The sequence below is a fragment of the Sphingobium aquiterrae genome (assembly GCF_037154135.1).
Taxonomy (GTDB): Bacteria; Pseudomonadota; Alphaproteobacteria; order Sphingomonadales; family Sphingomonadaceae; genus Sphingobium; species Sphingobium aquiterrae.
Genome location: NZ_JBANFL010000015.1, coordinates 125,533 through 140,336 on the forward strand (window position 1 = coordinate 125,533; position 14,804 = coordinate 140,336).

Sequence of the window (14,804 nt, forward strand, 5' to 3'; positions counted from 1 at the left end):
CAACGACGTGAACAGCGTCTCATTGAGGCATTCATCCCGCAGGCGCCCGTTGAAGCCCTCGACGCAACCGTTCTGCATCGGCTCCTTCGCATCGGACTCTGACCCAAGATCGGTCACATTTCAGGGGAGCACGTCAGGCGGCACGCCGCTGGAGGCGATCCATGCCGCGACCATCGGGTCGGCGGAGACAATCGGCCACCAGACCGAGATCGGCAGCCTGGAGCCGGGCAGCACGCCTACCCCAGGGCATGGTTCGCGGACGATCAGAAGGCGACCGCGCCCTGATATCCAGGCGCCGGGACGGCCGGCCCCGGAAGAGCAGCGGCGAAGGCGGCGCTTCGCCGCCTTCGCCGCGCACCCCGCCTCGCGCTTATTGCGGCGTCAGCAGGCGGTCGAGACCACCCTCGCCCTGTCCGATCTTCTCGAAATGCGGGTAGCGCGGACCGTCATGATAATCGATGGCGACGGTCTGGTAGCGATCATCTTCCCGGATCAGCAGGCTGATCGGCTCCTTCCCCGTCTTCGCGGCCTTGAGCGCCGCCGTCAGCTTCTGCTCCGAATAGGCCTCGCCATTCACCGCCAGCAGCTTGTCATTGACCGTAAGGCCGGCCTTGAACGCCGGGCTTTGCCAGATCACACCGGTCAGACTGCCTTCATTGCTGATGTTGAAGCCGAGCGAATAGCTGAAATCGGCCGCCTTGCGGGCCTTCATCGCCTTCTTCATGATCGGGCTCGGCGTGTCGGTGAACACCAGCTTGTAGCCATTGTTTACGAAGCCCTGGAGCGGGGCGTGATCGCTGGTCTCATTGAGGCGCTGGCTGAGGAACGCGGCCCAGTCATAGGGTTGGATCGTGTTCAGCGTGCTGACCACATCTTCGAACGTGTATGTCACCTCGCCCCAGTCGCCATCGTTGATGCCGAAGAAGGCGCGGGCGAAATCGTTGATCGACCTGATGCCGCCCGATTGCTTGCGCAGGATCGAATCGACCTCCATCCACACCAGCAGGCCCTCATTGTAATAATCCTCCGATCGCTGCCAGCTCGTCCAGCCCTTGGGCCGGCGCTGGGCGATGATGGGGTCGTTGGTGGTGTCGATCAGCGGGCGCCACTGCCGGCCCGGCGCGGTGTCATAGCTCGCCGCGATCATCGCATATTGATCGAGCGTATCCTGCTTGGAGACGAGGCCCGACCGTGCCTGCAGCACATAGCCCCAGAACTGGGTCTGTCCTTCATAGACCCACAGCAGGGAATCGCGCATGGGCGTGTGGAAATCGGGGGTCCACAGGTCCGCGCCGCGACGGAACTTGCCGTCCCAGCTATGCGAATATTCGTGCGGCAACAGGTTGCGCGACGGCGTGCTGTCATCCCATTCGGTGAAATAGCCCGGCTTGACGCCATCCTCCGAACTGCGGTGATGCTCCAGGCCGATCCCGCCCATCACCGACGAGATCGACAGGAGGAAATGATAATTGTCGTAATGCTGCGCGCCGAAATTCTTCACGGCCTGATCGACCAGGCGCTTGTGCGCCTCGATCTGCTCCGGCTTGGCCTCCAGCTGGTCCGGCGTGTCCGCCACGACATCCAGGAAGACACGATCCGACAGCGGCCACTGCTTGGCGTAGCGCCCGGCCAGCGCGGGGGAATCGGCCAGCACCTCGTAGTTGGTCGTGTCATAGACATAGCTCGCGCCGACCCTCTTTGACGGCAGACCGGAATAGGCCGTCCATCCCTGCGGATAGGTGACGACCGCGTCGACCGGGATCTGCCGGATGAAGTAACCGGCCGGATACAGGCTCATGGCATTCCACTGCAGCCGAAGCATCGCCGGGGAGGTCACGATGCCGCCCTGGTTGGACGCCGTTGCGGACAGATATTGCAGGTCGACATCCACCGTCTTCGCGCCCCTGGGCACATCGACATGAAAGGCGAAGACCTCCTGCGGATCGCGGGACCAGGCGAGCGGCTTGCCGCCGGACGAAAAACGCAGACTGGCGAGCTTGTCGATCTGGCCGCCCGGGGAATGGCCGCCGGGCACCCATTTGGGGAGCATCAGGGTCATCCGTCCGTCCTTGTCGACGGGAATGGTCTCATGCACGGTGAAGATGCCGCGCTGGACGTCGGTCGCGTCGATCTGGATCTTGATCGTGCCCGGATAGGGGGTGTCGCGCGAAACCGGGATCGCCTCGCCCATGGGCAGGGGCTGCGGTTTCGAATTTTCCGCCCAGGCGCTGACCGAGGTGCAGGCGAGCAGGATTGCGATGGAGGTTTTGCGTATCATCGAGGCCCCTTGGAACGATCAAGAAAGAAAGCAGATGTGGCGAGCGCCGCGACATAACCGGCCTGTGGGCCTGTCGAACATCGTGACGTCGGGCATTGCACGGTCTTCTGGATTGCGCCGCGTGCCCTGATCCGTACGCTAAGTGATGTACGGGGCTTGTCCAGTAGGCACGGAAAAATCCCATCACCATGTATAATAGGGGATTTTATCCTGCGGCATGGATTTCGCGCCACCGCAGCGCACCCATTGAACATTGTGCGGCGGGGAGGGCGAAAAAAGCATATCCTGTGATCGCCACTCCCCCTTCAAGCCGGCGCGGCCCTGCATTCAAAACCGCTTGGGTAAAACCGCTCGGGAAGGCCGCGGCGAACGTCACCAAAGGCTGGAGATTGAGCGCCCGCCCGGCCGTCCCCGCCGCACGCCTGCTGCTCCGCGAGATAGAGATCGAGGCGCGGGCGTGGAGCCGGCGTTTCAGCACCCCGGATCTCGGCTGAGGGCATATCCGCGGGCGGATCGTCGGCCGCATATCCCATCCGGACATATCTGGCGGGCATCTGGCGGGCGTTTGCCGGACAAAGCGCTTAACGCTCCATCGCTTTTCCCCTATCCTCCCGGCCATGACCACGCCGACGCTGCGCCAACTGGACATTTTCGCGCAGATGGTCGCGAGCGGCAGCATCGTGCGCTGCGCCAGCGACCAGGGACTCAGCCCCCAGACGATCCTGCAGGACATGCGCGTGCTGGAACAGCGCCTGGGCCATCGCCTGTTCGACATGAGCGGGGACGACATCCGCCTGACGACGGCCGGGCACCGGATGGTGGAAGCGATGCAGCTGCTCTCGGCCACCGATATCGATCGGTGGGGCGAGGTGCATGCCCCCGGCGACGACGGGACGACCCCATCGGCGACACGGACGCAGGAAGGCCCGCCCGTCCAGCGGATCGCTACGCCCCTTGAGGAACCATGGTCGCCAGACCCGGCACGCGATGCATTTCCACGGGCAGACAGCATCCATGCATCGGATGAAGAGGCCCTAGCGCACGGCCTGTTTGCCGAAGGCCGGGACGTCGCCCCTGCCCGCCCGCTGCGGTTTTCTGCCCTGCGAGAAACCCTGGAGGACGAGCCGCGCCCTGCCGATGCAGGGATTTCGGCCCTCACCTCCGAAGCATTCGAGTCGCCCGTATCCGGGCCGCCAGCACCCACGCCATCAGCGCCCGAACCGTCCGCACCGCACCACCGCCAGCAGGTGACGATTGCCGCGCATCCCGCCATCTTCGGCCACTTCCAGGATGCGCTCGACGCCTTCGAGCAGACCAACAGCGATGTCGCCATCGCGCTGGAACTGGGCGCGTTCACGACCGCCCAGATCGCGCCGATGCTGGCGGACGGCCGCGTCGACATTGCCTATTTCTATGCCTTGGGGGAGTCCGACACGCTCCAGTCCCGCTATGGCTGGAGCGAGCAGCTGTCGCTCTATATCGGTGTCGACCATCTGCTGGCGGACATGGACCTTGTGCAGGCCGACGACCTGTCCGCCGTCGCCCCCGTGCTGCTGCACCCGGCCAACGCCCTGCGCCAGATCACCGACCGCGCCCTGGCGATGGCCGGAGTCTCCGTTGCCGATCCGGCGCTGGAAAGCGACAATCTGTACGATGTGATGATGGCCGTGCGCGAAGGGGCCGGCTATTTCGCCACCTTCGGATCGCTGGCGCGCGATTTCGGCCGCATGTCCGGCATCCGCCGCCTGCCCGTCGCCACGCCCCTGCCGCCCATCGAAGTGCGCCAGGCCGTGCGCCCGGAGGTGCGCGACGATCCCGTCGTGGCCGCACTTGCGGAATATCTTTTCCGCTGAGCATGCGCCATAAATGGCGGGAAATGCCGGCCATTTCGTTCATCTTGGGCATATGCACGCTGCATTGCGGTAATTTAATGTTTGAATGAGTTGATATACTGTATCATCTCCACTAGGGGTAGCCCCGCACATCCCCATTCCACGAGGCCTTGATCCATGATCCGACCCGCGCTGCTCGCCAGCTCCGCCTGTCTTGCATTCCTGTCCGCCGCCCCCGCTTTTGCTGCCGATGCGACCGGCGACGACCAGAGCTATCATGAGCCCCAGCAGTCCGACATTGTCGTTACCGCCCTCATCCCCCGGCGGCAGGGCGACATCCTGTCGGGCACATCCGTCCTTACCGGCGACGCGCTGACCCGCGATCTGCGCCCCACCATCGGCGACACGCTGGCGCACCAGCCGGGCGTCTCCACCACCTCCTTCGGCCCCAATGCCTCGCGCCCCGTGCTGCGCGGCTTCCAGGGCGAGCGCGTGCGCATCCTGACCGACGGCATCGGCAGCTTCGACGTGTCCAACACCTCGGTCGACCATGCCGTCGCCATCAATCCGCTGACGGCGCAACGGATCGAGGTGATGCGCGGCCCGGCGGCCCTGCTCTACGGCTCCTCCGCGATCGGCGGCGTCGTCAACGTGATCGACAGCCGCATCCCCCGCCGCGTGCCCGACGAGCCCATCCATGTCGAAGGCATTGTCGGCTATGGCAGCGCTGCGCAGGAACGCACGGCATCGGGCAAGATCGAGGCGCCGGTCGGCGAGAACATCGTGCTGCATGTCGACGGCAGCTGGATGAAGACCGACGATCTCGACACCGGCACCTATATCCTGACCCCGGCCCTGCGCGCGCAGGCGGCGGCCAGCGGCGATCCCGAGATCGAGGCGCTTGCCAACCTCAAGGGCAAGCTGCCCAACAGCGCGGCCAAGAACTGGGAGGTCGCGGGCGGCGCCGCGATCATCGTGGGCGGCGGCAATATGGGTTTTTCCGTCAGCCACACCGACAATTTCTATGGCGTCCCCATCCGCTATGCGGTGGAGCCGGGCGAAGAGGCCGAACAGGTGCGCCTGCACATGAAGCAGACCCGCGCCGACATGCGCGCCGAAGTGCCCACCGGCGGCACCATCTTCGATTCGGTGCGCCTGCGCGCCGGCTGGGCCGACTATCAGCATGCGGAAATCGAGGATACGGGCGCGGTCGGCACCACCTTCTACAACCAGTCGATCGAATCGCGCCTAGAACTGATCCAGAAGCGCCATGGCGGCTGGGACGGCGCGATCGGCGGCCAGATGTTCATCCGCGATTTCCATGTCGTGGGCGACGAGAAATTCCTGCCCAAGAACCACACGCAGCAATTCGGCATCTTCACGCTGCAGTCGCTCGACCTTGGCGACACAAGGCTGGAGGCCGGCGCCCGTTTCGAGCATAGCGATGTCGACGCCGAGGCCGATGAAACGCTGTTCAACCCCGCGTTCAGCCGCAGCTTCGACACCTTGTCCGGTTCGCTCGGGGCCAGCCATCAGATCGCGCCGGGCTGGCGCGTGGGCTTCAACCTGTCGCGCACCGAACGCGCGCCGTCCGCCGAAGAGCTGTACGCCCGCGGCAATCATGCCGGCACGCAGGCTTTCGAGGTCGGCGACCCGACCTTCGGCAAGGAAAAGAGCTGGGGCATCGAAGGCACGCTGCGCGGCCAGGGCACGGGCTACACCCTGTCCTTCTCCGCCTATCACAACTGGTTCAGCGGCTATATCTATGACGCGCTGGCCCCCGACAGCGCCTGTCAGGCGGTGAATGGCGGCGCGGACCTGGAATTCCCCTGTTATGCCTATTCGCAGGCCGACGCCCGCTATTACGGGTTCGAGGCGGAAGGCACGCTCAAGCTGGCGCAGCTGGGCGCCTATGCCCTGAATGTGAACGGCGTTGCGGATTATGTGCATGCGACCATCCTGGATTCCGGCCCGGCGCCGCGCATCCCGCCGATGCGCCTGCTGGGCGGCCTGGAGCTGGCGGGCGACCGGCTGACCGCACGCTTCGAAACAGAGCACAGCTTCGCGCCGGATCGGATCGCCGCCACCGAAACCGACACGCCCGGCTTCACGCTGGTCAACGCATCGCTGGTGGTGAAACCGTTCAAGGATAATCCGGGCACCAGCATCACCTTTGCGGCGAACAACATCTTCGACGTCGCCGCACGCCGCCATGTGAGCTTCCTGAAGGACTATGCGCCGCTTCCCGGACGTGACCTGCGCGTCACGGCCCGCTTCTCCCTCTGATCGTTCGACGAAGGCCGCAGGGCGCGCAACGGGCCGCACGGCATCCTCTCCACCGGCCAATGCCGGGGAGAGGGTGCCGGCGGCGAGCGTCGCATCTGCGTCGTAGCGGTTTACGATCCCGGGCGGATTGCCCATGTGCGGATCGGGCCGTTCACCCGCCCGTATGCCTGCGGCGTGTCACCCAGCCCTTGCGCGCGGCGGCCGATCGCTGTTCGGCCGAACCCGATGTGCGCGCCCGTCCCCCGCGTGCGGCGGATTCATGCGTGTCGGGCCTGCCGCGACCGGCGCCGGACAGGTTGCCGCCGCCCGATTCCCTGTTCACCGTCGCCCAGGCATGCGCCTGCGCTACCTTCTTCGGCACGCCGCGGCTTTCATAACCCAAAGCGATATGTTCGGCCTTGCGCTTCTGCTTGTCGGTATAGCGGCTCTTGTCGCCTCGTGGCATGGCACTTCTCCTTTCAACGACGGCAACGCGGGATGCGGCGGCGGGTTTCCCGCGCCGGCCCGGTTCGCCGACAGCCCGACGGAATCGCGCGACGGCCGATGCCCCGGCGATCCGCCGCAAGGCCACCGGACATTTTTTTACAGGGGTTTGGCACCGGGCCATCCTTCCGGCATTAGGACGGCATGGATATTCCGTTAAAGCCCGGCGCCGCCGCTCCATCACCCTTTGCCATCCCCATTTTCCGCGCCATCTGGATTGCCAGCATGGCCTCCAACTTCGGCGGCCTCATCCAGTCGGTCGGCGCGTCCTGGATGATGACCTCGCTCGCATCCTCGCCCCAGATGATCGCGCTGGTGCAGGCATCCACCAGCCTGCCGATCATGCTGTTCTCGCTCTGGGCGGGGGCGGTCGCCGACAATCTGGACCGGCGCATGGTGATGCTGGTCGCGCAGAGTTTCATGCTGGTCGTGTCGGTCGTCCTCGCCGCGGGCGCTTGGCTGGGCCTGCTGACGCCATGGTCGCTGCTGATCTTCACCTTCCTCATCGGCTGCGGCACCGCGATCAACGGCCCGGCATGGCAGGCGTCGGTGGGCGAAATGGTGCCGCGCCCCACCCTGCCCGGTGCGATTGCCATGAACAGCATGGGCTTCAACATCGCCCGCAGCGCCGGCCCGGCGATCGGCGGCGTCATCGTGGCGGCGGCGGGCGCGGCGGCGGCATTCCTGGTCAACGCGGTCAGCTATGTCGGGCTGATCGCGGTGCTGTTCCGCTGGCGGCCCGACCTGCCGCCCCGCCTGCTCCCGCGGGAGCGGCTGGGGGTCGCGATGGCGGCGGGCATCGGCTATGTCGCGCGCTCGCCCCATATCCGCACGGTCCTGATCCGCGCCGCGCTGTTCGGCCTCGCCGCCAGCGCCGTGCCCGCGCTGATGCCGCTCATCGCGCGCAACCTCATCGCGGGCGGGCCGCTGACCTATGGCATGCTGCTGGGCAGCTTCGGCATGGGCGCGGTCGGCGGCGCGCTGGTCAGCGGCCGATTGCGCCGCCAGCTGGCGACGGAAGGGATCGTCAGGATCGCGGCCGTGGCGCTGGCGCTGGGCGCGCTCATCACATCGGCGACGGGCCATATCGCCATCGCCCTGCCCGCGCTCGCGCTGGCGGGCGCCGGCTGGGTATTGTCCCTCTCGACCTTCAACGTCAGCGTGCAGATGGCCTCGCCGCGCTGGGTCGTCGCGCGCGCGCTGGCGCTGTATCAGATGTCGGCCTTTGGCGGCATCGCCATGGGCAGCTGGCTCTTCGGCGTCATCGCCGAAAACGAGGGCATCGTGACCGCCTTGCGCGCCGCCGCCGCGCTGCAGCTGGTGAGCGTGCTGGCCGGCCTCATCCTGCCGCTGCAACGGATCAGCGATGCGGATCTGGACCCGATGGACCAGTGGCAGGAGCCTGAAACCGCCGTGCCGGTGGAACCGCGCAGCGGCCCGATCATCATCACGATCGAGCATCGCATTCCCCAGCCCAATATCGTGCCCTTCCTCGCCGCGATGAGCGAGCGCCGCCGCATCCGCCTGCGCGACGGCGCCCATGGCTGGAGCCTGATGCGCGACCTGGCCGAACCGGAACTGTGGATCGAGCGCTATCATGTCGCCACCTGGCTCGACTATGTGCGGCACAATGCGCGCCGGACAAAGGCCGACATGACGAACAGCGATACGCTGAGAGCCCTGCGGGTCGAAGGCACCGAGCCTGTGGTCCACCGCAGGATCGAGCGCCAGACCGGATCGCTGCCCTTCACCCGCGCGCCCGGCCCGCATGAAATGGCCGAGCCGATGACCGACCTGACCCGGTCGAGCTAGGGCATTTTCATCCCATGTGAAAACGCTCCGGGGCCGATCCTGCTGGACGCGCATATCCCTGCCGGCGCCATTGCATGTGATTGTGTGTGCGCGGCCGGAACCCCGGCCCCTCGTCGCGCATTGTCCCGGGCGATGAAGCCCCTCATGCCGAGGCAAGCGTGGCCGCCACAATCGCCTGTACGGAACCGGCCACCAGTGGCATCCTGTGCCGCGTCCGCTGCCCTGGCCCCGGGCAAGGGCGGGAAAGCCGGCACGATGAAGCCGCACAGTGACGCAGGAGAAGGCCATGCCCGCAGCCGAGCATCACAGCGACATCCGCATTTCCAGCCGCGACCGGCTGATCTTCCCCGAAGCGAGGATCACCAAGGGGCAGCTCGCCGACTATTATGAGGCGGTCGGCGGCATCATGCTGCCATGGATAGGCCATCGCCCGATCAGCCTGGTCCGCTGTCCGCTGGGCAGCGCCGAACAGTGTTTTTTCCAGAAGCATGACGATGGCCATTTCGGCGCCGCCGTGAAGCATGTGCCGATCAGGGAGAAGGACGGCGACATCGCGGATTATCTCTATGTCGAGGATATCGACGGCCTGCTCGCCTGCGTGCAGATGGGGACGATCGAGTTCCACGGCTGGGGCGCGCGGGTGGAGGATGTGGAGAAGCCCGACCGGCTGGTCTTCGATCTCGACCCGGACGAGGGGCTGGGCTTCGGCGTCGTGACCAAGGCCGCCCGGCAGTTGCGTGGGATGCTGGGGGAGATCGGCCTGGTCAGCTTCCCGATGCTCACGGGGGGCAAGGGCGTGCATGTCGTCGCGCCGCTGGAACCGAAGGCGGAATGGCCCGCCGTCCGGGATTTCGCCGAGCGTTTTTCCCGCATGCTGGCGCAGGCCGAACCCGACCATTTCACCGCGACGATGAGCAAGGCGAAGCGCAAGGGCCGCATCTTCATCGACTGGCTGCGCAACCAGCGCGGGGCGACCGCCGTCCTCCCCTATGTCGTGCGCGCGCGGCCCGGCGCGCCGGTGGCCGTGCCCGCGACATGGGACGAGCTGGACAAGATCGACAGCGCCGGCGCCTTCACCCTGAAGCATGCGGACCTGCTGCTGGAACGCGCATCCTCCCCCGCGCTGCGCGGCTGGGGCAGGGCGAACCAGAGATTGCCGGACCTGTTGTGACGGCCCACGCCCTCCAGTGCAGGAGCAGCGCTTGCCCCATCTGATCGACCGGCTGGTCATCACGCCCGAGGATATCGACCTTTCGCGATCGCCCCTCGCCGGCCTTGGCGCGCAAACCTATGTGCTGGGTGCCTTCAACCCCGGCATGACCCGGCTGCCGGGCGGCAACATCCTGCTGATGGTCCGCATTGCCGAGGCGCTGCGCCAGCCGGTCTTCGACGGCCATGTCCATGCGATCCGCTGGGACGAAGGCACCGGCCGCTACGGGCTCGACGCATGGCCGCTCGACCGGGTGGACATCAGCGATCCGCGCGTCTTCCGCCTCACCGGCACAGACTCCGGCATGGACTGGCGCACCATCGCGCTCACATCGCTGTCATGGCTGCTGCCGGTGGAGATGTCGCCGGACGGGCTGGAACCCGTCGCCTTCCACTATGACCGCGCCATCGCCCCCCGGTTCAGCTTCCAATGCTATGGGATCGAAGACCCCCGCATCAGCCGGGTCGGGGAACGCTGGCTGATGACGACCTGCTCGATCAGCCCGGAACGGCAATCGACCACGCTCTACAGTTCCGCCAACGGTCTCGACTGGACGTTCGAGGACATCGTGCTCGATCACCAGAACAAGGACATGCTGATCTTCGAAGGGCTGATCGCGGGGCAATATTGGGCGCAGACCCGGCCGCTGGGCGACCTGTATTTCGCCTATCCGCCCGGCAGCCCGTGGCGCGCCGGGCCATCGATCAACCTGGCGACATCCCCTGATGCGCTGCACTGGAAGCCGCATCGCCGCCCCGGCATCCGCCCCCATGCCGATGCGCGCGACACCGCCCGCATAGGCGGCGGCGCCCCGCCGATCCTGACCGAAGGCGGCTGGCTGAGCCTGTGGCACGGGGTGGAACCCAATGGCAGTGTCGGCACCTATCGCACCTACTGGTCACTGATGGACGCGGACGACCCGACCCGCATGATCGCCACCGGCCATCGCCCGCTGATCGCCCCCGCCCCGCACCTGACCGAACCGCTCGCCGAACGGATGTACCTGCACGACATCGTCTTCACGACCGGCATCATCGATGCAGGCGACCGTTATATTGTCGCGTCGGGCGAAGCGGATGTGGTATGCAGGGTGACGCATATTGCCAAGGACAGCCTACAAGACGGCTGACTTGCAGCAATTCCTGGCTGTTTTGCGACAAGATCATGCGTTCGTTCCGCACATGCCAAAAGTTTTGGCCGGAACGTCTGGCGGAAACTTTTGATTGCCACGCATGTTCTTCTGAATATCCGTTCATCCTGTTCCGGATTTGACGGCTCCCTTAACTGGAAAGTCGACGCATGAAAGCATTGCATTCGGACCTTGAACCCGCCTTCGGCCTCAGGCACATCGCGCTGATCGGCAACAGCATGCCCCGCCGCTGCGGCATCGCGACCTTCACCACCCATTGCCGCGAGGCGCTGGCGGGGGCCTTCCCCGACCTCAGGATCGATCATTATGCCATGGACGACGGGGTCGGGCCGGTCGCCTATCCCGACGATGTCATGCCCGTCGCCCAGCATGATCCCATCGCCTATGCCGAAGCGGCCCGCCGCATCGAGGAAAGCGGCGCCGAGGCGATCTGGCTGCAGCATGAATTCGGCATTTTCGGCGGCCCGGCCGGCGACATGATCCTGGGCCTGCTGGCGCGCACCCGCCTGCCGCTGGTCAGCACCTTCCACACGCTGCTGGAACGGCCCGGCCCCGACGAGCGGCGCGTAGCGGAGGCGTTGATCGCGCGCTCCAGCCGCATCATGGTGATGGCGGAGCGCGGCAGGGACATCCTGCGCCAGACCTATGGCGTGCCCGATGCGAAGATCAGCGTCATCCCCCATGGCGTGCCCGACCGCCCGTTCGTCGCCCCCGCTGTCATGAAGCCCCTGTTCGATTGGGAAGGGCGCAAGGTCATCCTGACATTCGGCCTGCTCGCCCCCGACAAGGGGATCGACCGCATGATCGCGGCGATGCCGCAGGTCGCCGCGCGCCATCCCGATGCGCTGTATGTCGTGCTGGGCGCGACCCACCCCAATATCGTGCGTGAGCAGGGCGGCGAGAAACTGCGTGAAGAGTTGATGGCGCTGGCCGCCGCGCTCGGCGTCGAACGCAATGTGGCTTTCATCGACCGCTATGTGGAGCAGGAAAGCCTGATCGACCGGCTCCAGGCCGCCGACATCTATGTCACGCCCTATCTGAACCCCGCCCAGATCACGTCCGGCACGCTCAGCTATGCCATCGGCATGGGCAAGCCGGTGGTTTCCACCCCCTATGTGCAGGCAACGGAAATCCTGGCCGACGATGTCGGGATGCTCGTGCCCTTTGGCGACGAGAAGGCGCTGGGCGACGCGATCTGCGCGCTGCTGGACGATCCCGAAATGCGCGGGGGCTATGCGGAGCGCGCCTATGTTCTGGGCCGCGGGATGATCTGGAGCGAACTGGCCCGCAATGTCCACCGGCTGCTGCGCCGCGCCCGCGTGGCCCAGCCGGCCCGGCTGGTGCCGCGCCGCAGCTATGCGCTGTTGAAGCCCGATGTCGCGGCCATCCTGCGGATGAGCGATTCCACCGGCATGCTCCAGCACAGCATCCTGTCCATCCCCGACCGCAACCATGGCTATTGCATCGACGACAATGCCCGCGCGCTGATCCTGATGACGCAGATCGCCGATCTCGATCCCGAGCTGCGCGATCAGTGGACGACCACCTATGCCAGCTTTGTCCAGCATGCCTGGAACGCGGATCGCGGCAGGTTTCGCAACTTCATGGCCTTCGACCGCAGCTGGTGCGAGGATGAAGGGTCGGAGGACAGCGGCGGCCGCGCCATCTGGGCGCTGGGCGTAACGGTGCGCGATGCCCGGATGGAAAAGCATCGCGCTTGGGCCATGGCGATGTTCGATCGCACCGCCGACCATTGCCGGGGCACGCATTCGCCCCGCACCCAGGCATTCATGATCCTGGGCGCGGCGGCGGTGCTGGATGCCGATCCCGCGCACAGGCTAGCCCGTGACATCGTCGAGGGATTTGGCCCGCAACTGCTGGCGCTGGTGGATCGTGCCCGCCGACCGGACTGGGCCTGGTTCGAAGCCGTGCTCGCCTATGACAATGCCCGCCTGCCCCAGGCCCTGCTGCTTGCCGGCCATCATCTGGGCGATGCGGACATGCTGGATTGTGGCTTTGCGACGCTGGAATGGATCGTGCGGCAACAGCGCGCGCCCGAAGGCCATTTCCGCGCCGTCGGCACGGAGAGCTTCGGGCGCGACCGCAGCCGGCCGTTGCCCTTCGACCAGCAGCCGCTGGAGGCACAGGCGATGATCGACGCCGCGGCCACCGCCTTCATGATCGGTGGCGAGCATCAATGGCTGGATGTCGCGGAGAACGCCTATCGCTGGTTCCTGGGCCAGAACGATCTTTCGCTGATGCTGGCGACGCCGGCGGACGGCGGTTGCTACGACGGCCTGACCCCCACGGGCGTCAATCGCAACCAGGGCGCGGAATCGCTGCTTGCGCTGCAACTGGCATCCTGCGCGATGAACAGGCTTTTCGGAGAGGGGGCAAACGTGCCAAAGGAGGGCATGGCCGATATCGAACAGGTGACGGCCTGACCTTTACACCGCACGGGAAACTGTCCTTGTCGGAACTGGAAGCGCTGCCGCTGCACCTGACGGCCAATCCCGCCCGCGTGGTGGTCCGTCCTTTCCATCTGGGGTGGCAGGCGAACGGCAGTTCGCCCAGCCGCACCCAGCGCATTGCCGAAGCCGTGCTGGCGATGGACGAGGCGCAGGTGGAGCAGCAGCTTGCCGATGTGCTGCGCGACTTTGAACGGCGGCACTGGCAGACGCAACGCATCTTCGCCACCCGGTTCGAGGAGATCGCGACATTGCTGGGCCTTGATCGCGCGGCGTTGAGCGTGGCGCGCCAGCACCTGATCGGCGCCTATTTCTGCCATGAATACAGCTATGCGGCGGCGGCGCTGATGAACCCCAGTGTCGTGCCGCATCCGGACCAGACCGGCATCAGGCCCGATTCCTGCCGCATCGTGCTGTCGCTGCGGGCGGTGGGCGAAGGGCATATCAGCTCCATCGCCTTTCGCGAGGGCATCATCTCGGCCGGCCGGCTCGATCTGGCGCCCGAGCCGCCCTTTGCCACCGCCGCCGACGCGCACGGGGCGGAGGACAAGGCGCAGGACGGCCCCGTCTCCATCTTCCGCCATGAAGACAGCACGCTGTCGGGCACCGTGATCTTCCCGATCACCGCCGCGCAGGCCAATGGGCTGGAGGATCTGCGCCTCGTCAAGTTCGTGCATGACGATGGTGTCGCGGAATGGCTGGGCACCTACACCGCCTATAATGGCCGTCAGATCCAGTCGGAGATGATGCGGACCCGGGATTTCCGCCAGTTCGATCTCGTGCCCATGACCGGCAGCGCTGCGCGCAACAAGGGCATGGCGCTGTTCCCGCGCAAGGTGAACGGCTGCTACATGATGATCGGCCGTCAGGATGGCGAGAATCTGTATCTCATCACGTCGGACAGGCTCACCCACTGGGATGAGGGCGAGCGCTTCCTGACCCCCTGCTACCCTTGGGAACTGGTGCAGATCGGCAATTGCGGGGCGCCGATAGAGATAGACGAGGGCTGGTTGCTGCTGACCCATGGGGTGGGTGCGATGCGCAAATATGCGATCGGGGCGGTGTTGCTAGCCAAGGATGATCCCACGAAGGTGCTTGCGCGGAGTCATGCGCCGGTTCTGGCTGCGTCGGAGGACAACCGGGAAGGCTATGTGCCCAACGTGGTCTATACCTGCGGGGCGATGCGTCATGGGGACCAGATCTTCATGCCCTATGGCATTGCGGACAGTTCGGTCGCCTTTGCCTTCGTGCCGATTTCGGAGATGCTGGCGAAGATGGCATAGGC

Annotated in this window: 8 protein-coding genes and 2 pseudogenes; 7 read left to right on the forward strand and 3 right to left on the reverse strand. The window is 65.9% G+C overall.

The features are described 5' to 3' along the window. Both WFP78_RS16535 and WFP78_RS16540 read right to left on the reverse strand, forming a co-directional pair. Positions 1–84 (reverse strand): annotated as a pseudogene (locus WFP78_RS16535) (integrase core domain-containing protein); the annotation flags it as partial. Positions 85–370: 286 nt separating this feature from the next. Next, a complete protein-coding gene (locus WFP78_RS16540) occupies positions 371–2,278 on the reverse strand; it encodes a M61 family metallopeptidase (RefSeq protein ID WP_336964758.1) in 1,908 nt (635 codons plus the stop codon). A gap of 617 nt (positions 2,279–2,895) precedes the next feature. Between WFP78_RS16540 and WFP78_RS16545 the strand changes: the two genes are divergently transcribed. Next, on the forward strand, positions 2,896–4,131 hold the full coding sequence (locus tag WFP78_RS16545) for a LysR substrate-binding domain-containing protein (RefSeq protein WP_336964761.1): 1,236 nt from the start codon (positions 2,896–2,898) through the stop codon (positions 4,129–4,131). Positions 4,132–4,287: 156 nt separating this feature from the next. Further along, a complete protein-coding gene (locus WFP78_RS16550; protein ID WP_336964763.1) occupies positions 4,288–6,396 on the forward strand; it encodes a TonB-dependent receptor in 2,109 nt (702 codons plus the stop codon). 151 nt (positions 6,397–6,547) lie between these two features. Here the strand turns inward: WFP78_RS16550 and WFP78_RS16555 are convergent, their stop codons facing one another. Next, complete coding sequence (locus WFP78_RS16555; protein WP_336964766.1) at positions 6,548–6,841, reverse strand: plasmid stabilization protein; 294 nt, start codon at positions 6,839–6,841, stop codon at positions 6,548–6,550. A 182-nt stretch (positions 6,842–7,023) separates the two neighbouring features. Here WFP78_RS16555 and WFP78_RS16560 point away from each other — a divergent pair, with 182 nt between their 5' ends. From WFP78_RS16560 to WFP78_RS16580, 5 genes and pseudogenes are all read left to right on the forward strand, one after another. Further along, entirely contained in the window at positions 7,024–8,691 is a 1,668-nt protein-coding gene (locus WFP78_RS16560; RefSeq protein WP_336964768.1) for an MFS transporter, read from the forward strand. 259 nt (positions 8,692–8,950) lie between these two features. After that, positions 8,951–9,862 (forward strand): annotated as a pseudogene (gene ligD, locus WFP78_RS16565) (non-homologous end-joining DNA ligase); the annotation flags it as partial. A gap of 31 nt (positions 9,863–9,893) precedes the next feature. Beyond that, the gene (locus WFP78_RS16570; RefSeq protein ID WP_336964771.1) at positions 9,894–11,030 is read left to right on the forward strand and encodes a glycoside hydrolase family 130 protein; all 1,137 of its coding nucleotides are present in this window, start codon (positions 9,894–9,896) and stop codon (positions 11,028–11,030) included. Positions 11,031–11,200: 170 nt separating this feature from the next. Beyond that, complete coding sequence (locus WFP78_RS16575; RefSeq protein ID WP_336964775.1) at positions 11,201–13,495, forward strand: glycosyltransferase family 4 protein; 2,295 nt, start codon at positions 11,201–11,203, stop codon at positions 13,493–13,495. Positions 13,496–13,521: 26 nt separating this feature from the next. Continuing rightward, a complete protein-coding gene (locus tag WFP78_RS16580) occupies positions 13,522–14,802 on the forward strand; it encodes a glycoside hydrolase family 130 protein (protein WP_336964778.1) in 1,281 nt (426 codons plus the stop codon). Positions 14,803–14,804 lie beyond the last annotated feature (2 nt).